This is a genomic window from Sphingomonas sp. ASV193, from assembly GCF_040203355.1.
GTDB lineage: Bacteria > Pseudomonadota > Alphaproteobacteria > Sphingomonadales > Sphingomonadaceae > Sphingomicrobium.
The window spans coordinates 96,050-118,121 of record NZ_JBEHBW010000002.1 but is presented as its reverse complement, the minus strand read 5'-3'; the positions used below and the strand labels follow the sequence as shown (position 1 = coordinate 118,121).

Here is a 22,072-nt window from a genome sequence, read left to right as displayed (position 1 = left end):
GAGCACGAGGGACGCCATCGGGCGATCGCTCGAAAATCTCACCGTTTCCCCGTCTAGGCCGCGGATTAAGGGGCGCGGATTTCTCCGGGTCCCGGCGACTGTCTCGGACGAGAAGCGCCCGGCGAACCGGACGCGTCGCCGCTTCCCCTAGCCAAAAGTGCCGCGAAGTCAACCGGCTGGCGCGGCCCCGGCCTGCTCGGCCGCGTCCTTCGCTGCCTCGACATGAGTCCAGATCGACGACACCACCACCGATCCCTCGCCGACCGAGGAAGCGACCCGCTTGACCGAGCCCGAGCGGACGTCGCCGACCGCGAAGATGCCCGGGCACGACGTCTCGTAGCCCGATCGGCCGCCCGCGTCGCGCCCGGTGCGGACGAACCCCTTGTCGTCCAAATCGACCAGCTCGCACAGCCAGTCGGTGTTGGGCGCCGCGCCGATCATCACGAACAGCGCGCGGCAGTCGATCTCGCGCCGCTTGCCCCGCTCGTCGATCGCGACCCGTTCAAGATGCTCGCCCCCGTCGAGCCCGGTCAGCCGGCTGTGGTAATGAATGCTGATCCTCGGCTCGGCCTCGAGCCGCTCGCGAAGGTAGGAGGACATGGTCGCGGCGAGGCTGTCCGACCGCACCAGCAGGTGGACGTGCCGCGCCGCGCGCGACAGGTACATCGCCGCCTGCCCCGCCGAGTTACCGCCGCCGATCACCACCGCGTCGGTCTCGCGGCAGAAGCGCGCCTCCATCTCGGTCGCGGCGTAATAGACGCCTGTGCCCTCATATTCTTCGATCCGCTCGATCGGCAGGCGGCGATATTGTACCCCGGTCGCGACCAGCACCGCGCGCGCGCAAAGCTGCTGCCCGCCGTCGAGCGTCGCGCAGAAGCCGCCGTCGTTGCGCTCGAGCCGCTCGACCCGGCGCGGCATGGCGAAACGGGTACCGAACTTCATCGCCTGGATCTGCCCGCGATAGACGAGGTCGGCGCCCGAAATGCCGGTCGGGAAGCCCATGTAATTCTCGATCCGGCTCGACGTCCCGGCCTGTCCGCCGATCGCCGCGTCCTCGATCACCAGCGCTTTCAGCCCCTCGGACCCGGCATAGACCGCCGCCGCGACCCCCGCCGGCCCGCCGCCGACGATCAGCAGGTCGAGCCCGGGATGTTCGCCGCTGTCGAGGTCGAGCCCGAGCAGCCCGGCGACCTTGCGCGGGGTCGGCTCGTCGATCTTCTGCCCCTTGTTGAAGATCACCGCCGGCCCGTCGTCGGCGACCCGGCACAGGTGCGCCATGTCCTCGCCCTGCGCATCGAGGTCGAACGACTGGAACGGGATGCGATTGCGCGACAGGAAGCTCGCCACCCGCTGCACCGCCGGGTCGCGGTCGGCGCCGAGCAGGGTGATCGCGCTCCGCCCCTGAGCGACCTGCATCCGCCGCCGCGCCGAAAAGACGGTGAGGATGTGATCGCTGAGCTCGGGCACGTCGGCCATCAGCTGGAGCATCGCGTCGCGCGGCACCTCGAGCGTCCGGGTCGCCGCCGCCGCGCGCATCCCCAGCGTCGCCGACCCGCCGTTGAGGAAATTGAGCTCGCCCGCGAACTGTCCGGGCTTCAGCGTCCCCGGCAGCAGCCGGTCCCCGGTGTAGGGATTGACCACTTCGATCTCGCCCGCGCGCAGGTAGATGAACCGGTCGAGCGGCTCGCCGACGTCGAGCACCATCGCGCCGGCGGGATAGTCGACCTCCCTTCCGATCGCCTCGATCGCCGCGAGCTGCTCGCCCTCGAACGGCTTGGGCGAGAGTTGCGACAGGTCGACGCCGATCGATTCCATCGCGCGACGCTAGGCCATGCGCGCGGCGCATCCAAGCCGCGCGTTCGGTGTTGCGCAAAGGCGGCTCAGCGGACCACGATCTCGCCGTTCATGCCCATCAGATTGTGCAGCGCGTGGGTGCATTTGAACCGGTAGCGGCCCGGCTGCATCGGGGCGGTTAGGTGGAGCGTGATCGCGCCGCGCGACGGCACTTCGATCCCGCGTGCCGGGTCGATCAGCGCCCGCTCGGCGGGGGCGACGCGCGCCTGCGCGAAAAAGGCCGGGGCGAAAAAGCTGTGCGCCCCGCCGTCGCTCGCTAGCGTCAGCGTATAGTCCTGCCCGCGCTTCAAGAAGAGCATCTTCGGGCCGAACCGGAAGTTCGACAGGTGAAGCACCACGGGGGTCGCCGGCGCGCCCGGAGGGGCCACCGGCGAGGCTGCCCCCGAAACCGCGATCGCCGCCATCAGCGCCAGCCCGAGTCGAGTCCGCATGGTCATCCTCCTCACCGTCATCATGCCTCTTCCGCGAGCAGCCGGTCGACCCGCGCCTTGAGCTGGTCGACGACGAACGGCTTGGTCATCACCTCCATGCCCTCGCCGAGCGCCCCGCCGTCGAGCACCGCGGTCTCGGCGTAGCCGGTGATGAAGAGCGTCCTCAGCCCCGGTCGGAGCCCGCGCGCCCGGTCGGCCACCTGCCGCCCGTTAAGCTCGCCCGGGAGCCCGACGTCGGTCACCAAGAGGTCGATCGCCGCGTCCGATTCGAGGATCGCCAGCGCCTCTGCGCCGTCCTCGGCCTCGTGGCAGTGGATCCCCGCGTCGCTCAGCGTGTCGACGATCAACATGCGGATCACCGGCTCGTCGTCGACCACCAGCACGCTCTTGCCCTGCGGACGCTCGGCCACCGCCTCGGGCGCCGCCGTTTCGTCCGCGCGCGCCATCGACCCGCGATAGCGCGGCAGCAGCAGCGTGACGGTCGTGCCCTCGCCCTCGACCGACTCGATGTCGGCGCGCCCCGCCGACTGGAGCGCGAACCCGTGGACCATCGACAGCCCCAGGCCCGTCCCCGCGCCGAGCGGCTTGGTGGTGAAGAAGGGATCGAACACCCGCTGGATCACCGCCGCGGGGATGCCCGTCCCGGTGTCGGCGACCGCCAACGAGACATAGTCGCCCGGCGCGAGGTCGAGCGCCGCCGCCTCGTCGCGCCCGATCGAGCGGTTGCGGCAGCGGATGGTGATCGCCCCGCCGCCGGGCATCGCGTCGCGCGCGTTGATGCACAGGTTGAGCAGCGCATTCTCGAGCTGGCTGCTATCGACCAGCGTCGGCCATCCCCCGGCACCCCCGTCGAGCCGCACCGCGATCCGCGGGCCGACCGTGCGCCGGACCAGCTCGACCAGATCGGGCAACAGGTCGGCGAGCCGCACCGGCTCGGGCAGCAGCGTCTGCCGCCGCGCGAAGGCGAGCAGGCGGTGCGTCAGCGCCGCGGCGCGCCGCGCCGAGCCCTGCGCGGCGGCCAGATATTTGCCGATCTCCGCGCCGCGCCCCTCGGCGATCCGCGCCTCGATCATCTCGAGCGCGCCCGAAATCCCGCCCAGCAGATTGTTGAAGTCGTGCGCGATCCCGCCGGTCAGCTGGCCGACCGCCTCCATCTTCTGCGAATGGAGCAGCGCCTCTTCGGCGGTCTTCAGCCGCGCCTGTTCGGCCAGCCGGTCGGTCACGTCATAGACGAACTGGTAGGCCCCGATCAGCCGGCCCTTGCCGTCGCGCAGCGCGTTGAACCGCATCTCGTAGGCCCGCCGCTCACGCCCGGGGTCGCCGAACTCGGCGATCTCGACAAATTCCTCCCCGGCCAGCGCGCGTTCCCACGCCACGCGCACCTCGGCCAGGCGGTCGGGCTGGTCGGCGAGGAGGTCGAGCATATTGTCGCCGACCCTCGGCCGGACGCCGAAAATCCGCTCGAACTCGCCCGCCGAAGCGCTGTTGATCGCCAGCCAGTTGAAGCGGGTGTCGGCGACCTGGACGAAGGCGTTGGTGCCCTCGACGATGTCGGCGAGAATGCTCCGCTCGGCAATCGCCTCGGCGATCCGTTTCTCGAGCGTCTCGTTGAGCTCGCGAAGCGCCTGTTCGGCCCGCTTGCGCGCGGTCAGGTCCTGGAACATCACCGCGACCTGGTTGAGCTCGGGCGGCTCGATCCGGAACGACGACAGCTCGAGATGCCGCCCGGTCGCGACCAGCTCCTGCTCGAAGCGGATCGGCTCGCCGGTCAGCAGCACCGGGCGATAGCGCGCGATCCACTCGTCGGCCTCGTCGGGCACCATCTCGCGCAGCTTCTGGCCGACGACGTTCTCGATCCCCGCGTGGCGCGCGTAGGCGGCGTTGGCTTCGACATGGACATAGTCGCTCAGCGGACCGTGCGGTCCGTCGAAGAACTCGATGATGCAGAAGCCCTCGTCCATCTGGTCGAACAGCGCGCGGTAGCGGTCGCGGATGGCGGCGGCGGCGGGGACGGCAAGCGGATCGGAATTCATCTCGGCGATACCCTTAATAGGCCTCCCGGGCGCGCGCCAGATGTCGCATCGTCGACAAAACGAAAACGGCCGGGGATCGCTCCCCGGCCGTTCGCGTCATCGCCTCTGTTCGGCTTAGCGGAACTTGGCCGACAGCGACACGCCGATGATCCGCGGGTCGTTGTAGACCCCGGCCATATAGTTCTCGATCACCCCGATCAGGTTCTTCTCGTTGGTGATGTTGCGCGCGAACAGCGCCGCTTCCCAGCGGTCAGTGGCGTAGCCGACCTTGGCCCCGCCCTCGAAGTTGCCGCGCGTGGTGAACTCGACCGTCGAATAGGGCACCAGGCTGGTGCGGCCCTGGACGTTCCAGTCGGTGGCGACGAACGCGCGCCCGGCGCCGACCGGCAGGTCGTAACGCGCGGCGAGGTTGAGGTTGTAGGTCGGCGCCTGCGGCAAGGCGTTGCCGTCGATCTGGGCGAAGGTGTTGCTGCCGACCTTCACCGTCGGGTCGAGCACGGTGCACACCACCTGCCCGCCGAACGCGCAGACCTGCGCATAGACGCGCTTGTCGTGGATCGCGGTGTGGAGCAGGCTCAGCCCGGCATCGAGCTTCAGCCCCTCGACCGGGCGCAGCGCGAGGCTCGCCTCGATGCCGCGGCCGATCGCCCTGTCGGCATTGAACAGCACGCCGTTGCCGAAGCTGTCGTTGCCGTTCAGCTGGATGTTGCGGACCGTGTAGGCGAAGCCGGTGAGGTCGAACTTGACCTTGCCGCCGAGGAAGCTGGTCTTCACGCCCGCTTCATAGCTGGTGTTGGTCTCGCTGTTGGCGGTGCTGAAGTCGGCATTGAACACCGCCGAGCGCCCCTGGATGGTCGGCCCGCGGAAGCCGCGCGCGATACGGGCGTAGAAATTGACCTCGTCGTTCGCCTTGTACAGCGCGCTGACGTCCCAGCTCGGCTCCTTGCCGGTCAACTTGACGTCGCGGCGACCCTTGTAATTGTCGACCCCCGCGGCGGTCAGCGCCGCCTTGAGCAGCTGCGTTTCCTTCTTGTCCCACGAATAGCGCGCGCCCGCGGTGAGGGTGAGGCGCGGCGCGACCTGGTAGCTCGCCTGCCCGAACACGCCCCACAGCGTGTTGACGTTGTGCAGCAGCACCCAGTTGTTCGGGTTGCGCGACGCGTTGGTCAGGAAAAAGGCGCGCTGGTCGAACTCGGTGAGGTCGCGCGAGTCGAAGTAGTTGACGCCCGCCTGCCACTTGAGCGGACCTGGGGTCGAGTTGGCGAAGCGCACTTCCTGCGACCATTGGTTCAACCGGCGCACCCGGCCCTGCGATTCGCCGAAGCCGACCCCGCCGAAAGCGGCCGCCGCGCCGCCGTCGGTGTCGCCGCGGCTGTAGCCGTGAAGCCCTTCCCACGCGGTGATCGAGGTCATCGTCACCCCGCCGAGGTCGTAGTCGGTCTTCAGCGAGCTGCCGTAGGTGCGGTAATGCTGCGGGTTGCCCATCGCCTCGTCGTAGCGGACGGTGCCGAGGTCGAGGGTCGCGGGCACCTTGTCGCTGCCCTTGATTACCGAGCCGCGACGGAACAGCGTCGAGGTGCCGGCATAGTCGCGGTAGTGGCCCGACAGGCGCAGCTTGAGCGCACCGAGGCTCGAGCCGAGCTGGAGCCGCACGTCGCGCTCGTCGAACCCGCCCATCGCGTTTACCTGCGGGGTGCGGGTGCCGTCGTCGCTCGGCCCCTGGAACCCGTTGTCGACCCAGTTGTCGCGGTGCTGGAGCAGCGCCGACAGGCGGAAGTTGAGCTTGCCGTCGGCGATCAGCGGGCCGCCGACGCCGCCGTCGAAGCTGACCGACCCCTTGCTGCCCGCGCTCGCGGTGAACTGGCCGCTGAACACGGAAGCCGGCTGGACGGTGTCGAACTTGACGATGCCCGCGGTGGTGTTGCGCCCGAAGAGCGAGCCCTGCGGCCCGCGCAGCACTTCGACCTGCGCGACGTCGAACGCCGGGTTCGACTTCATCACCACATGCTCGAGCACGACGTCGTCATGGATGATGCTGACCGGCTGCGAGGCACCGAGGTAGAAGTCGATGTTGCCGAGCCCGCGGATGTAGAAGCGCGGGAAAATGCGGCCGGTGGTCGATTCGATGTAGAGGCTGGGCGCCTTGCCCGACAGCGACAGCAAGGTGTCCGACCCGCCCAGCTGATAGTCGCGAACCGTGTCGCCCGACTGCGCAGTGACCGACAGCGGCACGTCGCGGATGTTCTGGACCCGGCGCTGCGCGGTGACGACGATGTCACCCTGCGTCGTCTGCGCGCTGGACTGGTCGGTGCCCGGCGCGGCCGCCGGCGCGGCGGCATCCTGGGCGAGGGCCGCGTTCGAGAAACCGAGCGCGAAAAGGCTTGCGGCCGACAGCGCGGCCGTGCGGAAACTGGTCATGTGGTCAAGTCCCCCGACTTTGTATGGATCGCCGGTCAGCCGGCTGCGACGGCCCATAGCGCGACGATGTTGCAGCGCAATGTCGAACGAAAAGAGCCGGGGCGTTTCCGCCCCGGCTCCCTGAAACTGTTGCTTTTCGGTCGCTTAGGCGCCGGCAACCTCGGCCAGGTCGATCTTGACCCCCGGGCCCATCGAGCTGCTCATGCTGAGCTTCTTGACGTACTTGCCCTTGGCGCCCGACGGCTTGGCCTTGACGATCGCGTCGACGAACGCCTCAAGGTTCGCCTTGAGGTCGGCCTCGGCGAAGCTCGCCTTGCCGATCCCGGCGTGGATGATCCCCGCCTTTTCGACGCGGAACTCGATCTGGCCGGCCTTGGCGTCGGTGACCGCCTTGGTGACGTCCATGGTGACGGTGCCGAGCTTCGGGTTCGGCATCAGGCCCTTGGGACCGAGCACCTTGCCGAGGCGACCGACGACGCCCATCATGTCCGGCGTCGCGATGACGCGGTCATAGTCGAGCTTGCCCGCCTGCATTTCCTCCATCAGGTCCTCGGCGCCGACCTTGTCGGCCCCGGCCGCGGTCGCTTCGTCGGCCTTGGCGCCCTTGGCGAACACCGCGACCTTGACGGTCTTGCCGGTGCCCTTGGGCAGGTTGACGACGCCGCGGACCATCTGGTCGGCGTGGCGCGGATCGACGCCGAGCGCCATCGCGACTTCGACCGTCTCGTCGAACTTCGACGTGGCGAGCGACTTCACGAGGCCGATCGCCTCGTCGACGCCGTACAGCTTGAGCGGTTCGACCTTGCCCTCGAGGGCCTTCTGCTTCTTGGTCTGTGCCATCGGATCAGCCCTCCACGACCTGCAGGCCCATCGCGCGCGCGGAGCCTTCGATGATCTTCGTCGCCGCCTCGATGTCGTTGGCATTGAGGTCGGCCATCTTGGTCTGCGCGATCTCGGCGAGCTTCGAGCGCTTGATCGTGCCCGCGCTGACCTTGCCCGGCTCCTTCGAGCCCGACTTGAGGTTCGCCGCCTTCTTCAGGAGGAAGCTCGCCGGGGGCGTCTTCGTGGTGAAGCTGAACGAACGGTCGGCGTAGACCGTGATCACGGTCGGGATCGGGGCGCCCTTCTCAAGCTCCTGGGTCGAGGCGTTGAACGCCTTGCAGAATTCCATGATGTTGACGCCGCGCTGGCCGAGCGCCGGGCCGATCGGCGGCGACGGGTTGGCGGCGCCGGCGGGCACCTGCAGCTTGATGTAGCCGGTGATTTTCTTTGCCATGTCTCACTCTCTAGGGGGCGCGAGGCCCGTTCAAGTTTAGCGGTTCGTTCGGCAGCGGACTGCCTCCCGCATGGATTTCCAATGGATTGGAAGGCTGCGCCCCTACACGAGCGAGGGGGGAAGCGCAACCGCGGCTTAAGGTCGCAAAAGCCAGCGTCACCCCGGACATTTTCGTGACCTTAAGCGAGGGGGAGAGCGTTTGGATCGCCCGGGGCGGGGCGCGGGACGGTGCACGGGGCGGGGCGGCGAATCCAACTGTCGACGACTATCGCACGGCGATGGGGCTGTAGGACAGCGAAAAACGGCTATGGCGAGACGATGACCGAGCCGCTCGACCGACCGATCTGGCACGCACTCAAGGGGCGGCAGGCGCACCTCGCGGTCGGGACGGCGCGCGCCCTGCGGTTCGATCCCGAGGTCGAGCCGTTCGTCGCCTCAGCCGACGACAGCGCCGACGCGCTCGCCGGCGTGGCGGGGCTGCTCAAGGACGACGAGGACCGGATGCTGTTCATCCAGCGCGGGGCCCCGCCGTTGCCGCCGGGGACGCGCGAGGTCGAGCGCGGACTGGGGGTGCAGCTGGTGGTCGACGGCTTCGCGCCGACGCCCCCGCCGCCGGGCGTGATCGCGCTGACCGAAAGCGATGTCCCGGCGATGATCGCGCTCGCCGCGCTGACCGAGCCGGGGCCGTTCAGGAAACGGACTCACACGCTCGGGCAATTCTGGGGGGTGAAGGACTCGGACGGGCGATTGCTGGCGATGGCGGGCGAGCGGATGAAGCTTGCCGGGATGAGCGAAATCAGCGGGGTGTGCACCCACCCCGGCGCACGCGGGCGCGGGCTGGCGGCGATGCTGTCGCGCCATGTCGGGTCCGAGATCTGCCGCCGCGGCGAGGCGCCGTTCCTCCACGCCTGGGCGGGCAACGAGGGCGCGATCCGGCTTTACCGGCGGCTCGGCTTCAGAATTCGCGGCGAGGTCGGGACGCTGCTGGTGGCGCGGGCATGAGCTGGCTCTTCGCGATGGCCGCGCTGGCGATGCAGCCCCCGCTTCCGGCGGTGGGCGACACGCCGATACAGACCGGGGCGCAGGCGCTCGACCAGGACTCGGCGGCGTTCGCCCAGATCGAGAAGCTCGACCCGGCCGAGGCGCGGAGCCGGCTGGCGGCGATCGAGGAAAGCGTGCCGACGACCGAGGCGATCGCCGCGCGCTTCGCCGGGCGGCTGGCGGGGATATCGCTGGTCGAGGCGCCGTCGCTGTCGATCCGCGTGCTGCTGACCGGCGACGCGCCGGTCGCGGGCGAGACGTTCACCGCGAAAGACGGGCGGGTGGTGCCGATCGCCTATGTCACCGGGGCGAGCGCGACCCGGCGGCAGCTGGTGCAAGCGATCTACGCGCACCAGGCCGAGCTTCACCGGATGCTGCCCCAGGAGCGCGGGGTCGGGGTCGACCAGCGGCGCGGCGAGCTGCGGTTGTTCATCGCCGGGGAGATCGGCGACGCGGCGGCGATCGAGCGGCAGGCGAGCGCGATCGCGGGGGTGCCGGTGCGGGTGTCGCGGACCGATGCGCGGGTATTCGACTTCGCCGTGACTGGAGGCGGGCGGGTGATCGGCGCGGTCGGCAGCCAGCGCTTCGCCTGCACTACCGGCTTCATCGTCACCGACGGCAGGCGGCAGGCGGTGACCACCGCCGCGCACTGCCCCGACGAGCTCAGCTATTACGCCCCCGACGGGGGGATCGAGCCCTTGCCTTATATCGGCGCGTGGGGCGCGCGCGCCTACGACGTCCAGCTGAACGGGCTGGTGTCGATCGCGCGGCCGCTGGTCGCGACCGACCCGGCGGGGGGCGCGGCGCGGCCGGTGACCGGCTGGCGCGGGCGCGACGCGATCCGCGCGGGCGAGCCGCTGTGCCATGTCGGTCAGAAGTCGGGCTATGCCTGCGCGAGCGTCGAACTGACCGACTTCGCCCCGCCCGGCGACCTGTGCGCGGGGCCGTGCGAGCCCTTGTTCATCACCATCGCCGGGCCGGCGTGCGGACCGGGCGACAGCGGCGGCCCGGTGTTCGTCGGCACCGAGGCGGTCGCGGTGATCAAGGGCGGAAGCTATTCGGGCCCCGACAACCGCTGCAACTTCAGCTTCGTCCAGTCGGTGGACTATTTGCCGCCGGGGTGGCGTCTGGAAGTGGCACCGAGCGCAACGCCGCGCGTGCAAGGCACGCGCAAGTTGCGCGTAGAGCTGCCACGACGCGGCCGGCGGGTCGCGTCCGCGCGAACCCGTCCGACGGCGCGGGATTCACTCCCGCGCAAACCGTGACGCCGAGCGCAGTGAAGCGGGCGCGAAGCATCCGCGAGCAGCGCGTAGAGCCGTCACGTGGCGGCCGGCGGGTCGCGCCCGCGCGAACCCGTCCGACGGCGCGGGATTAAGTCCCGCGCAAGCCCTGACGCCCAGCCACCCCAAGGAAACCTTGCCCGCGCCCCCGTGTTATCCCCGCAAATGACCGATTCCCGCCTTCCCACCGCCGCCTCGCCCCAGCCCGAGACCAGCGCCGAGACCGAGCTGACCGCGGTCCGCAACGCTTTGCGCGAGAGCAACCTTCGCTGGCAGACGCTGGCCGACGCCTTTCCGCACATGGTGTGGTCGACGCTGCCCGACGGCTTTCACGATTATTACAACCAGCGCTGGTACGAGTTTACCGGGGTGCCCGACGGGTCGACCGACGGCGACGCGTGGAACGGCATGTTCCACCCCGACGACCAGGAGCGTGCGTGGGCGCGGTGGGCGCACAGCCTGGAGACCGGCGAGCCCTACGAGATCGAATATCGGCTGCGCCATCGCGACGGGGATTATCGCTGGGTGCTCGGCCGGGCGATGCCGATCCGCGCGCAGGACGGGCGGATCATCCGCTGGATGGGGACCTGCACCGACATCGACGCGCAGAAGAAGCAGGACGAGCAGAACGAGATCATGAGCCGCGAGCTCAGCCACCGGATCAAGAACATCTTCGCGGTGGTGAGCGGGCTGATCGGGCTGAGCGCGCGGCAGGAGCCCGAGCATGGCGAATTCGCGCACAAGCTGCAGGACCGGATCGCCGCGCTCGGCCGCGCGCACGAGTTCGTCCGGCCGCACAGCGAGCGCTCGGCCCCCGACGGGCTGCCCGACCGGCTGCACGCGGTGCTGTGCGAGATTCTGGCACCCTATCCGGCGCTCAAGGAGGGGCGGATCAGCGTGCGCGGAGACGACTTCCAAATCGATGACCGCGGGGCGACCCCGATCGCGCTGCTGACCCACGAGCTTGCGACCAACGCGGTCAAATATGGCGCGCTGGCTAACGACAGGGGGACGGTTGCGATCGCCACGCGGCGCGAGGGCGAGCGGCTGACGATCGAGTGGGTCGAAGCGGGCGGGCCGCCGGTCGAGGGCGCGCCCGGTCACGCGGGGTTCGGGACCCGCCTGGCGGAACTCAGCATCGTTCGCCAGATGGGCGGGACGATCGAGCGCGAATGGCGGCGCGAAGGGCTGGTGGTGCGCGCCGGGATCCCGGTGGTCAGCCTTGCGCGATCGCGCGCGGGAACAGCGTCAGCGCCGCGGGCGGGCTGACCTTTTCGCCGCTGCGGCGGGCGAGGACGTAGCGCACCGCCGCCGCGACCGTCGCCGCGTCGGTCGGCTTGCTGATCACGCCGATGGTGCCGGCGATTCCCTCGCCGAGCTGACGCGGGTTGGCGGTGATGAACACCACCGGGACGCCGTTCGCGTCGAGCCTTTCGCCGATCTGGGGGCCGGTGAGCCCGTCACGCAGGTTGAGGTCGACCAGCGCGAGATCGAGCGGCTGGTCGTAATATCGTTCGGCGCTCGCGAGGTCGGGGGCGATCCCGACCGGCTGGTGGCCGAGGTCTTCGAGGATCGCTTCCAGTTCCATCGCGACGAAGATCTCGTCTTCGACGATGAGGATGCGGGCGGTCATGTTTCTAGCCAATCGCGAAATTTGAAAAATCGTTCACCAAGCAAACATGAAAACGCCGGCCGGGTTCCCCCGACCGGCGATTCAATCCGATCCGTGGCGCGCGCGCCGCAGCCGGCTACTTGACGCGTTCGACCTGCTCGAACTCGAGCTCGACCGGGGTCGCGCGGCCGAAGATCGAGACGCTGACCTTGACCCGGTTGCGGTCGAAATCGAGTTCCTCGACCACGCCGTTGAAGCTGGCGAAGGGGCCGTCGAGCACCTTGACCGCGTCGCCGATCTCATAGTCGACCTTGACCTTGGTCTTGGGCGCGGCGGCGGCGGCTTCCTCCTTGGTGTTGAGGATCCGCGCGGCCTCGGCCTCGCTGATCGCCTGCGGCTTGCCGTTGGGGCCGAGGAAGCCGGTCACCTTCGGGGTGTTCTTGACGAGGTGGTAGACGTCGTCGTTCATGCCGAGCTTGGCGAGCACGTAGCCGGGGAAGAACTTGCGGTCCGAGGTGACCTTCTTGCCGCGGCGGATCTCGGTCACCTTTTCGGTCGGCACCTCGACCTGTTCGACCAGCGCCTCGAGCTGGAGGCGCTTGGCCTCGCTGAGGATCGACTCGCGGACCTTGTTCTCGAAGCCCGAATAGGCGTGGATGATGTACCAGCGCGACATGTGAAGATTTCCCGTGTCTGGATCAGGCGAGCAGGCCGAGCAGCAGCTGCACGATCTTGTTGAAGAAGGCGTCGACGCCGAAGAAGAAGGCGGCGAGGATGGTGGTCATGATCAGCACCATGATCGCGGTGGTGACCGTTTCCTTGCGGGTCGGCCAGACGACCTTGCGCGCCTCGGCGCGGACCTGGTTGACATATTCGCCGGGGGTAACCTTGGCCACTTGGCTCTCCATCTCGTCGCCGACCGGTTTCGGGTAGGGCTCTTCCCTCGCCCCGGCGGACCGGGATGAGGAGCGAGCGTTTCCGATGTCGGAATGGAGTCGCAGTTAGACTCAAGAGGGCGGCAATTCAAGGGCCGTCACGGGGATGAACCCCGTGACGTCGGTCCTGTCTGCGCTTCGCTTGCAGGCCGGCCGGCCTTTCGCAGCTCTTCGCGCAGCTCCGCTGCGCTCGGTGGCTCGGGCGGGCGCGGAGTGAATCCGCGCCGTCAGTCGCGCTTCGCGCGCTGGCCGGCCCTCGCCGGCTCTACCGCAGCCGGGCTGCGCTCGGCGGCTCGGGCCTGGCAGGGGCAGGGGGACTCGAACCCACGACCCTCGGTTTTGGAGACCGATGCTCTACCAACTGAGCTATACCCCTAGGCCGGCGCCCGGTTAGCTTCGCGGGGTAGTAATGACAAGGGGGCGCCGGGCCGGCGCGCGGCAGGAAGGCGGGCTCAGCCGATTCCGACCGCCGAGCCGATCGAGGTGACGAGGTCGCCGACCTGGCCGCCGAACGGCAGGCCGATCAGGTAGAGCGCGAACAGCTCGACGAAATGCTGGTCCATCGTGCGGATCGGGGTGACCGACGCGCGCGCCTGGTCGGCGCGGGCGGGGATGCCCGAGCGGCGGACCGCGAAATGCTCGATCGCCTCGGCGAGCGCCTTGCGGTCGCCCGAGGCGTAGGCATAGCCGGTCGCCTCGTCGAGCTGGGCGAAAGCGCCGCCGCGGTCGGGGACGATCAGCGGCAGCCCGCTCGCCTTGGCCTCGCTGGCGACGAGGCAGAAAGTTTCCGATTCGCAGCCGTGGACGAGCGCGTCGGCGCTGGCCATCAGCGTGGCGAGCGACAGCCGGTCCTTGATCGGCGGGGCGACCGTGACGTGCGGCAGCCGCGAAGCGATCCGCTCGAGCTTTGGCGCGTGCGGGCCGTCGCCGACCAGCACCAGCCCGGCCGGTACCCGCTTGCCCGCCGCGGCGGCGGCCTTGAGCACCATCGGCCAGCGCTTTTCGGCGCCGAACCGGCCGACCGAGAGCAGCAGCGTCGCGTCGGCGCCAAGTCCGAGCCGCGCCAGCCAGTCGGCGCGCAGGTCGGGGGCGCGAAGCGACGGCGAGAACAGCTCGCTGTCGACCCCGAACGGGACCGAGGTGACCTTTTCCAGCCCGCCCGCGCGAAGCCGCCGTTCGAGGTCGCGGTTGGGAGTGACGACCACGTCGAACCTGCGGTCGAGGCTCCGCAGGTGCCGCCAGAACCAGTCGAACCAGTGGTCGATCCGCTTTTGCGACACGACCGGGCCGAACCAGCGATAGGCGTAGCTGGCAAGCGGGTCGGAATGCATCACCAGCGAGCGGGTCGCGGGGCCGGGATAGCGCGCGACCATCGACGCGCTCGACCAGGGCGAGGAGGCCTCGATATGGTCGGGCTTCCACCGGTCGAGCGCGGCGTGGAGCGCGGCCTCGTCGTCGAAATAATGGTAGCGGCGGTCGAGCGGCATGAACGGCGCGGGAATGGTGTGGAGCAGCGCGCCCGGCGCGACCTCGACGACCTCGTCGCGCTCGCCCGGCGCGACAACGACCAGCTCGTGCCCCAGCTGCGGCGCGGCACGCATCTTGCGCTCGATATAGGTTTTCACACCCCCGCCCTGCGGCGAATAAAAGGCGCAAACGTCGACTATTCGCATGATTTTTCTAAACCGCCCCCCCGGTTGAACGGTGCCTTAACAGCCATTCTCGATGTTGCAACCGCGAAGGTGGCGCGGCAAGGGGAACCATGTCTAACGAACGCCTCCTGTTTTCGATCCACGACGTCGCCCCCGCCTTCGAGGACGAGGTCGACCGGCTGCACGCGCTGGCCCAGCCGATCGTCGGCGACCGGCTGGCGATGCTGGTCGTTCCCAACCATTGGAAGAGTGAGAAAATCACCGCGGGGACGCCGTTCGCGGCGCGGCTTCGCGGCTGGGCCGAGGCGGGGATCGAGATGTTCCTCCACGGCTTCACCCACCGCGACGACAGCGACCATGGCGATGCCGCGGCGCGGCTCAAGGCGACGAAGATGACCGCGGGCGAGGGCGAGTTCCTGGGGCTCAGCCATGCCGAGGCGGCGCGGCGGATCGCCGACGGGCGCGCGCGGGTCGAGGACATCATCGGGCGGCCGGTGGCGGGGTTCATCGCGCCGGCGTGGCTCTACGGCGAGGGCGCGCTTGCGGCGATCCGCGAGGCGGGCTTCCCGCTCGCCGAGGATCATCTCAAGGTGTGGCGGCCGGCCGACGGCAAGGTGCTCCACCGCGCCCCGGTGATCACCTGGGCGAGCCGGACGCCGGCGCGGCTGCGCTCGTCGCTGTGGGTGGCGAACGCGGCGCGCGCGCTGCCGATGCCGCGCACGATGCGGGTCGCAACCCACCCGCCCGACATCCGCGTGCCCGCGCTGGTCGACAGCATCGGCGCGACATTGAAGGTGCTTGCGAAAAAGCGGCGGCCCGCGGCCTACGCGGAGTTGCTGGGGTAATGGAGGGTCAGGGGCGCGGGGCGGAGACCGCCTGCCGCGCCTCGATCGCGCGGAGGCGGGCCAGCCCGACGCGGAGCGTGTTCATCGGGTCGCTGCCGTCGTCGCGCTCGACGATCGCGTGGCGCAGCCCCGAGCGCGGCGCGGCGGCGAGGATCGCGGCATAGTCGATCGTCCCGTCGCCGATGTCGGCCATCGCCCCGCCGGGGGTCATGTCTTTGAAATGGGCGAGCGGGAAGCGGCCGGGAAAGCGGCGGAACAGCGCCATCGGGTCGCCCCCGCCGCGGCGGGTCCAGTAGACGTCGATCTCGAAATCGACCAGCGCGGGATCGAGCCCCTTCTGGAGCAGGTCGATCGGGCGGACCCCGGCGATCGGGCGATATTCGAAATCGTGCGCGTGGTAGGCGAGCCGCAGCCCCTTCGCCCGCGCCATCGCCCCGACCGCGTTGAGCCGCGCGATCCAGCCGCGCCATTGCGCGAGGCTCGCCCGCTGTTCGGGCGGGAGCCAGGCGAGAACCAGCCACGGGGCGCCGAGGCGGCGGGTCTCGTCGATCGCGACCTCGGGATGGTCGCGGAACTGCTGCCAGTCGATGTGCGAGGCGACCGGGCGCAGGTGGAGTTCGGCCAGCAGCGCGCGAAAATGCTCGGGCGACTTGCCGAACAGGCCGGCGAACTCGACCTCGTCATAGCCCATCGCCCCGACCGCGCGGAGCGTGGCGTCGGGGTCGCGCGCCATCGACTCGCGCACCGTATAGAGCTGCGCGCCGATCGCGACCGGCGGCGATGCCGGGGGCGCGGGCACGCTCGCGCACGACGAGAGGCAGAGCAGCAGCGCGGCGATCGCCGCGGCGCTCGGAGCGCGCCGCGTCACCGGGTCAGGCCGCGACGTCGAAGGGGACGATTTCGCCGCTGAGGTAAAGGTTGCGTGCCTTCGAGCGGGCGAGCTTGCCCGACGAGGTGCGGGGCAGGGTGCGCGGGGGAACCAGCTCGACCAGCGGGGTGAGCCCGGTGACCGCCTTGACCCGCTCCTTGATGTCGTCCTTCAGCCGGACTCGCTCGTCGGCGTCGCTGACCCGGCAGTGGACCAGCACCGCGGGGGTTTCCTCGCCCGACGGGCCGGTGATCGCGAAGGCGGCGATGTCGCCCGACTTCATTCCCGGCAACTGCTCGACCGCCCACTCGATGTCCTGCGGCCAGTGGTTCTTGCCGTTGATGATGATCATGTCCTTGGCGCGGCCGACGATGAAGATGTAGCCGTTCGACATGTAGCCCATGTCGCCGGTGTCGAGCCACGGGCTGCCGCCGTCGGGATCGGCCACCATGCAGGCGTCGGTCGCCTCGGCATCGCGGTAATAGCCGACCATCACGCTGGTGCCGCGCACCCACACCTTGCCGATCGAGCGATCGGTGAAGACGGTGCCGTCGGCGTCGCGGATCTCGATCTCCATGCCCTTGACCGGCTTGCCGCAGTTGACGATCGCGCGGTAGCGGCGAGGGCGTTCCTGCGCCGGGGTGCCGACGCCCGACAGCTCGCTTTCCTCGACCAGTTCGAGCCGGATGCCTTCGCCCGGCGGCATCAGCGAGACTGCCAGCGTCGCTTCGGCGAGGCCGTAACTGGGGCAGAAGGCCGAGGCCTCGAACCCGGCGTCGGCGAAGCTGTCCACGAACGCCTGCATCACGTCGGGACGGATCATGTCGGCGCCGTTGCCCGCGATCCGCCAGCGCTTGAAGTCGAAGCGGTCCGACGCCTTGGTCACGCTGCTCATCCGGCGCGAGCAGATGTCATAGCCGAAGGTCGGCGAATAGCTGACCGATGTGCCGGGGTTGCGGCTGATCATGTCGAGCCACGCCAGCGGGCGGCGGGCGAAATCCTCGGTCTTGAGATAGTCGGCGCTGATCTGGAGCGCCATCGGCGAGAGCATGCAGCCGACGAGGCCCATGTCGTGATACCAGGGCAGCCAGCTGATGCAGCGGTCGCTGTCCTTCACCTCGAGCCCGACGCCATGCGCGTGGAGATTGTCGAGCAGCGCGCGGTGGGTGACCGCGACGCCGTGCGGGAAGCGGGTCGAGCCGCTCGAATATTGGAGATAGCCGATCTCGTCGGGGCTTGCCTCGGGCAGGTCGACCGGGGTGGCGGCGAGGTCGGGCAGCGTGGTCCAGTCGCGCGCCGCGACCGACAGCCGCGCTGCGGCGTCGGTGCAATAGTCGGCGAGCTCGGGCGGATAAAGGAACAGCTGCGGGTCGCAGCTGGTGAGCATCACGACGAGCTGTTCGACATAGGCGTCACGCCCGCCGAAGCTCGTCGGGAGCGGCAGCGGCACCGGCCACAGCCCGGCGTAGACCGCGCCGAAGAAGCAGGCGGCGAACTCGGCGCCCGTCTCGGCGATCATCGCCACCCGGTCGCCCTTGGCGAGGCCGAGGCCGGCGAAGCGATAGGCGTTGGCGCGCGCGTCGCCCTGCAGCTCCGCATAGGAATAGGCGCGGACCAGCGTCCCGCGCGCGTCGTGGAAGTTGAACCCGCGGCGACCGGTCGCGGCATAGTCGAGCGCTTCGACGAGCGTGCCGAAGTCGGCGACGCGGCGCGGCAGTCGGTCGGCGGTGGGGGTGCAGCCCGCGGGCGTCAGCCCGTCGGCATCGTGCGCGGCGTCGATCGTCACAGTTCGGTCGAACACACAGTCATCCTGATCGTTGCATCGGGTCTTTGGCGTCATGACGCCCGCAGCGCCGAAGCCGCTAGCCTGATGGTTGGCAAACGTGGCACAAACATGGCGCGATGGAGACCCGAAACCGCCGGACCCGCCGACCCCGGCCGCCGCTGACCGAGGCCAGCCTGAACGACCTGGCGCTCGCCTATGTCGGACGGTTCGCGACCAGCCGGGCCAAGCTTGCCGATTACCTCGGGCGCAAGCTTCGCGAGCGCGGGTGGGAGGGCGACAGGGGGCCCGACCCGCGCGCGCTCGCCGAGCGGCTGGCGGGGCTCGGCTATGTCGACGACCGCGCCTTCGCCGACGGGAAGGCGCGCGCGCTCGGCGCGCGCGGCTATGGCGCGCGGCGGGTCGGGATGGCGCTCCACGTCGCGGGGATCGCCGAGGCCGACCGCGCCGGGGCCGACGCGATCGTCGCCGGGCAGGCGGTGGAGGCCGCGCTGCGCTTCGCCCGGCGGCGGCGGCTGGGGCCGTTCTCGACCGCTCCGACCGGCGACCCCAAGCAGCGCGAAAGGGCGATGGCGGCGATGATCCGCGCCGGGCACCCGCCGGCGCTGTCGCGCGCGATTCTCGATTGCGGCGACGAGGCGGCGATCGACCGCGAAAGTCTGCAGGAGTTGATACGATAGCGTTATAATGTCGGTTTAACGACATAGCATATTCTGTTATCAGCGACGAAATGCGTAGCGACGTGGATTTTGCGGAGCGTAGCGGAGTAGGCGGCAAGCAGTTGGAAGCGGAGGCGCACGACACTTCGGAATCCGGGTTCCGGTTCGACGGACGGGTCAAATGGTTCGACGCGACTCGGGGATTCGGTTTCGCGGTGTGCGACGGGCTCGACGGCGACGTGCTGATCCACTTCTCGGTGCTCAAGGCGCACGACCGCCGGTCGTTGCCCGAGGGCGCGACCGTCAGCGGGGTCGCGGTTCGGCAGGCGCGCGGGCTTCAGGCCACGGAGATCGACGACATCGACCTGTCGACGGCCTTGCCGACGAGCCCGGTTCACGCCAATGGTTCGGCGGTCCGCGCCGATCGCCAGCAACTGGCGAAAGACGCGGGTCCGTTCGAACCGGTGGAGGTGAAATGGTTCAACCGCGTCAAGGGCTATGGCTTCCTCAATCGGATCGACGGCAACCGCGACCCGTACCAGGCGGACGAGGACATCTTCCTGCACATGGAGACGGTGCGCGCGGCGGGGATTCCCGACCTTGCGCCGGGGCAGCGGATCGAGGCGCGAATCGCCGAGGGGCGCAAGGGGCTGACCGCGGTCGAGGTCCAGCTCGACTGATCGCGCTCGCGTTGGCCGGGGCGATCGCCGCCTGCTCGCCCTCGGGCAACGCGGCGTCGGCGACGATGGGCCAGTCGCCCGCCGGCCTGGCCGAGGTGCCGCTGACCGTCACCACCGCCGCGGGCAAGACCGAGAAGTTCACCGTCGAGGTCGCCAAGACCCCCGCCGAGCAGGAAAAGGGGCTGATGTTCCGCCAGCAGATGGCGCCCGACCACGGCATGATCTTCCCCTACGACCCGCCGGTGTCGGCGATCTTCTGGATGAAGAACACCTACATCCCGCTCGACCTGGTCTTCGTTCGCGCCAACGGCACGATCGCGCGGATCGAGGAGAATGCGGTGCCCTTGTCCGAGGACCAGATCCCCGCCGGCGAGCCGATCGCCGCGGTGCTCGAGATCAACGGCGGGCGCTCGGCGCAGCTTGGCATCAAGGCGGGCGACAGGGTCAGCTGGCAACACTGAGGATGAAGGTTTACGGTCCGCAAAGGCCGGGATCGACCGGACTTGTCCGGTCGACCGCTGCGCGGCGGGCCGCCTTTGCCCCATGGCGGCGTCGCTCGTCGGCGACGATGCATGTACATCGCCTCCTCCTCTCTCCTGGCCCTGGAACAAAATCGGCTCCGTCACGGCCGTTGCAGACCGCAAACCTTCATCCTGCGGCTTGCGATTAGCGGCGCGAACCGGCAAAGGCGCGGGCATCATGGGACTTTTCGCGAACGCCTTCACCTGGTGGAACGGGGCCTCCTGGGGCACCAGCCTCTTTTCGCGCCGCCACGGCCGCGAGGTCGGGCGCGACCCGGCGGGCAACGTCTATTTCGAGGACCGCAAGGGCGGCGACCGGCGCTGGGTGATCTATTCGGGCGCGAACGATTCGAGCCGCGTGCCGCCCGAGTGGAACGCGTGGCTGCGCGGGACGGTTCGCGAGCTGCCCGACAAGGCGATGCCGCCGCGCCGCGCGTTCCAGAAGGCCCCCGAGCCCAACCTCACCGGGACCGACCGCGCCTATCGCCCGTCGGGCGCGATCGAGCGCGGCGGGGTGCGCGCCGGGGCGACCGGGGACTATTCCGCCTGGACCCCCGAATAAGCGTGCGCCGCGCCGGCCTTATCGCCTGCCTCGCCGTGGCGATGCTTGCCGGGTGCAAGCGCGCGGGCGACGACAATAACGCGGTCGGCGACCAGCAGCCGATCGCCAAGAGCGCGGTCGATGCCGGGATCACCCCGATGGCCGAGCGGGTCGCGGTGCTGGGCGTGCTCAACAAGCGCAACGGGATCGTCACCAACCTGACGATGAAGCCGGGGCAGGCGCTTCGGCTGCGCGACCTGATCGTGCGGCTGCGCGCGTGCGAGGCGACCGCGCCGTGGGAGGACGAGAAGCTGACCGGGGCGTTCGTCCAGGTCGACCGGCAGCGGCCGGACGGGAGCTGGTTCCGTCGCTTCTCGGGCTGGCTCTACAAGGAAAGTCCGTCGCTCAACGTGGTCGAGGACCCGGTCTACGACGTGTGGCCCAAGAGTTGCGCGATGAGCTTCCCGCCCGCACCGGGAATGCCCGCCGATGCATCGCCGGGCGGCAGCTCGTCGAGCAGCGCGTCGAGCGCGAAGAAGTCGGGCGCGGCGCGCGGGTCGGCGGCGCCCGCCGCGGGCGACGAGGCGCCGGCCGAAGGCGATTCGCCCGCCGCGGCGGCGCCGCCCTCGAACCCCGCCCCGCCGCCGAGCGCCGAGCCGAGCAACCGCGCGTAGCGGTCGCGGCTGACGCTCGTCGCGCCGAGCGAGGCGAGGTGATCGGTCATGAACTGGCAGTCGAGCAGGGTGAAGCCCCCGACCCTGAGCCGCGCCACCAGCCAGGCGAGCGCGACCTTCGACGCGTCGGTCGCGCGGCTGAACATCGATTCGCCGAAAAAGGCGCGGCCGAGCTTGACCCCGTAGAGCCCGCCGACCAGCGCGCCGGACGCGTCCCAGCACTCGATCGAATGGGCGTGGCCGGTGGCGTGGAGCGCGAGGGTGGCGCGCTCGATCGGGTCGTTGATCCACGTTTCGTCGCGGTTGGCGCAGGCGAGCACGACCTGGTGGAAGGCCTGGTCGCGGGTCACCCGGAAGCGGTCCGAGCGGAGCCGGCGGGCGAGCGAGCGCGAGCAGTGGAAATGGTCGATCGGCAGGATCGCGCGGGTGCGCGGTTCGACCCAGAAGATATCGTCGGCGTCGCGGCTGTCGGCCATCGGGAAAATGCCGGCGGCATAGCCGCGAAGCAGCAGGCGCGGGTCGAGCGGACCGCTCACAGCAGCGACTTCACCTTATCCTGCGGGCGGCAGAGCGCGACGCCCTTGTCGGTTTCGACCAGCGGCCGGTTGATCAGGATCGGGTGCGCGATCATCGCGTCGAGGATCTCGTCCTCGCTCTTCATCCCGTCGAGGAGGCCGAGCTCGGCGGCGAGCGGCTCCTTGGCGCGAAGCCCCTCGCTCGCGCGGATGCCCGCGCGGGCGTAGAGCCGCGCAAGCTCGTCGCGGGTCGGCGGGGTCTCCAGATATTCGATCACGGTCACGTCGCGGCCCGACTCGCGCAGCAGGTCGAGCGTCTTGCGCGAGGTGCCGCACTTCGGGTTGTGGTAGATGGTCGCGTTCATCGCCGCCGATTGTGGCACAGTCGACACGGCTTGCAACCGTTCGGGCGGCGCGGCGGAACTCGCATCGAACCGATCTCGTTGACCGGCGA

Annotated in this window: 22 protein-coding genes, 1 tRNA gene and 1 pseudogene; 9 read left to right on the top strand and 15 right to left on the bottom strand. The window is 69.7% G+C overall.

Translation table 11 applies throughout. The annotated features are described in order from the left end of the window. Positions 1–168 precede the first annotated feature (168 nt). From ABDK56_RS04500 to rplK, 6 genes are all read right to left on the bottom strand, one after another. Positions 169–1,815, bottom strand: coding sequence for an FAD-dependent oxidoreductase (locus ABDK56_RS04500; RefSeq protein WP_349806944.1), 1,647 nt, complete (start codon positions 1,813–1,815; stop codon positions 169–171). Positions 1,816–1,880: 65 nt separating this feature from the next. Then, entirely contained in the window at positions 1,881–2,285 is a 405-nt protein-coding gene (locus ABDK56_RS04495; protein ID WP_349806943.1) for a hypothetical protein, read from the bottom strand. A 20-nt stretch (positions 2,286–2,305) separates the two neighbouring features. Further along, positions 2,306–4,318, bottom strand: a complete 2,013-nt coding sequence (locus ABDK56_RS04490) for a PAS domain-containing protein (protein ID WP_349806942.1) — start codon at positions 4,316–4,318, stop codon at positions 2,306–2,308. A gap of 114 nt (positions 4,319–4,432) precedes the next feature. Continuing rightward, the gene (locus tag ABDK56_RS04485; protein WP_349806941.1) at positions 4,433–6,736 is read right to left on the bottom strand and encodes a TonB-dependent receptor; all 2,304 of its coding nucleotides are present in this window, start codon (positions 6,734–6,736) and stop codon (positions 4,433–4,435) included. A gap of 144 nt (positions 6,737–6,880) precedes the next feature. Next, positions 6,881–7,576, bottom strand: a complete 696-nt coding sequence (gene rplA / locus ABDK56_RS04480) for a 50S ribosomal protein L1 (RefSeq protein ID WP_349806940.1) — start codon at positions 7,574–7,576, stop codon at positions 6,881–6,883. A gap of 4 nt (positions 7,577–7,580) precedes the next feature. Next, positions 7,581–8,012 carry a 50S ribosomal protein L11 gene (gene rplK, locus ABDK56_RS04475; protein WP_349806939.1) on the bottom strand — a complete coding sequence of 144 codons (432 nt, stop codon included), beginning with the start codon at positions 8,010–8,012 and terminating at the stop codon, positions 7,581–7,583. Positions 8,013–8,330: 318 nt separating this feature from the next. Between rplK and ABDK56_RS04470 the strand changes: the two genes are divergently transcribed. The 3 genes from ABDK56_RS04470 (at position 8,331) to ABDK56_RS04460 (ending at position 11,602) form a co-directional block, all read left to right on the top strand. Next, positions 8,331–9,014 (top strand): GNAT family N-acetyltransferase, encoded by a 684-nt coding sequence (locus ABDK56_RS04470; RefSeq protein ID WP_349806938.1) that lies wholly within the window; start codon positions 8,331–8,333, stop codon positions 9,012–9,014. Further along, positions 9,011–10,318: a chymotrypsin family serine protease gene (locus tag ABDK56_RS04465; RefSeq protein WP_349806937.1), complete on the top strand. Its 1,308-nt coding sequence runs from the start codon at positions 9,011–9,013 to the stop codon at positions 10,316–10,318. The genes ABDK56_RS04470 and ABDK56_RS04465 overlap by 4 nt, the downstream gene beginning before the upstream one ends. A 180-nt stretch (positions 10,319–10,498) precedes the next feature. Continuing rightward, the gene (locus ABDK56_RS04460) at positions 10,499–11,602 is read left to right on the top strand and encodes a sensor histidine kinase (RefSeq protein WP_502959264.1); all 1,104 of its coding nucleotides are present in this window, start codon (positions 10,499–10,501) and stop codon (positions 11,600–11,602) included. Here the strand turns inward: ABDK56_RS04460 and ABDK56_RS04455 are convergent. From ABDK56_RS04455 to ABDK56_RS04435, 5 genes are all read right to left on the bottom strand, one after another. Beyond that, entirely contained in the window at positions 11,550–11,966 is a 417-nt protein-coding gene (locus tag ABDK56_RS04455; protein WP_349806936.1) for a response regulator, read from the bottom strand. The two genes, ABDK56_RS04460 and ABDK56_RS04455, sit on opposite strands and share 53 nt — an antisense overlap. 115 nt (positions 11,967–12,081) lie before the next feature. Next, a complete protein-coding gene (nusG, locus tag ABDK56_RS04450; RefSeq protein WP_349806935.1) occupies positions 12,082–12,621 on the bottom strand; it encodes a transcription termination/antitermination protein NusG in 540 nt (179 codons plus the stop codon). A gap of 22 nt (positions 12,622–12,643) precedes the next feature. Beyond that, positions 12,644–12,841, bottom strand: coding sequence for a preprotein translocase subunit SecE (gene secE, locus ABDK56_RS04445; RefSeq protein WP_349806934.1), 198 nt, complete (start codon positions 12,839–12,841; stop codon positions 12,644–12,646). A 339-nt stretch (positions 12,842–13,180) separates the two neighbouring features. Further along, positions 13,181–13,256 (bottom strand) — tRNA-Trp (locus tag ABDK56_RS04440). Positions 13,257–13,332: 76 nt separating this feature from the next. Then, the gene (locus ABDK56_RS04435; protein ID WP_349806933.1) at positions 13,333–14,553 is read right to left on the bottom strand and encodes a glycosyltransferase; all 1,221 of its coding nucleotides are present in this window, start codon (positions 14,551–14,553) and stop codon (positions 13,333–13,335) included. Positions 14,554–14,642: 89 nt separating this feature from the next. Between ABDK56_RS04435 and ABDK56_RS04430 the strand changes: the two genes are divergently transcribed. Then, a complete protein-coding gene (locus ABDK56_RS04430) occupies positions 14,643–15,377 on the top strand; it encodes a DUF2334 domain-containing protein (protein ID WP_349806932.1) in 735 nt (244 codons plus the stop codon). Positions 15,378–15,384: 7 nt separating this feature from the next. Here ABDK56_RS04430 and ABDK56_RS04425 read toward each other — a convergent pair whose 3' ends face one another. Next, positions 15,385–16,245 (bottom strand): sugar phosphate isomerase/epimerase family protein, encoded by an 861-nt coding sequence (locus ABDK56_RS04425; RefSeq protein WP_349806931.1) that lies wholly within the window; start codon positions 16,243–16,245, stop codon positions 15,385–15,387. A gap of 4 nt (positions 16,246–16,249) precedes the next feature. Beyond that, a complete protein-coding gene (locus ABDK56_RS04420; protein ID WP_502959263.1) occupies positions 16,250–18,085 on the bottom strand; it encodes a fatty acyl-AMP ligase in 1,836 nt (611 codons plus the stop codon). Between the two features lie 62 nt (positions 18,086–18,147). On the opposite strand from ABDK56_RS04420, the gene ABDK56_RS04415 reads away from it, so the two are divergent. The 5 genes and pseudogenes from ABDK56_RS04415 to ABDK56_RS04395 all read left to right on the top strand — a co-directional run. After that, on the top strand, positions 18,148–18,708 hold the full coding sequence (locus tag ABDK56_RS04415; protein WP_349806930.1) for a RecX family transcriptional regulator: 561 nt from the start codon (positions 18,148–18,150) through the stop codon (positions 18,706–18,708). 62 nt (positions 18,709–18,770) lie between these two features. Further along, complete coding sequence (locus ABDK56_RS04410; RefSeq protein WP_349806929.1) at positions 18,771–19,367, top strand: cold-shock protein; 597 nt, start codon at positions 18,771–18,773, stop codon at positions 19,365–19,367. 11 nt (positions 19,368–19,378) lie between these two features. Next, complete coding sequence (locus ABDK56_RS04405; protein ID WP_349806928.1) at positions 19,379–19,828, top strand: DUF192 domain-containing protein; 450 nt, start codon at positions 19,379–19,381, stop codon at positions 19,826–19,828. Between the two features lie 238 nt (positions 19,829–20,066). Continuing rightward, positions 20,067–20,450: an NADH:ubiquinone oxidoreductase subunit NDUFA12 gene (locus ABDK56_RS04400; protein ID WP_349806927.1), complete on the top strand. Its 384-nt coding sequence runs from the start codon at positions 20,067–20,069 to the stop codon at positions 20,448–20,450. 41 nt (positions 20,451–20,491) lie between these two features. Next, a pseudogene (locus ABDK56_RS04395) lies at positions 20,492–20,821 on the top strand (DUF2155 domain-containing protein); the annotation flags it as partial. Between the two features lie 35 nt (positions 20,822–20,856). Here ABDK56_RS04395 and aat read toward each other — a convergent pair. Then, the gene (aat, locus tag ABDK56_RS04390; protein ID WP_349806926.1) at positions 20,857–21,639 is read right to left on the bottom strand and encodes a leucyl/phenylalanyl-tRNA--protein transferase; all 783 of its coding nucleotides are present in this window, start codon (positions 21,637–21,639) and stop codon (positions 20,857–20,859) included. Next, positions 21,636–21,983, bottom strand: a complete 348-nt coding sequence (gene arsC, locus ABDK56_RS04385) for an arsenate reductase (glutaredoxin) (protein WP_349806925.1) — start codon at positions 21,981–21,983, stop codon at positions 21,636–21,638. Before arsC ends, aat begins: the two co-directional genes overlap by 4 nt. Between the last annotated feature and the right edge of the window lie 89 nt (positions 21,984–22,072).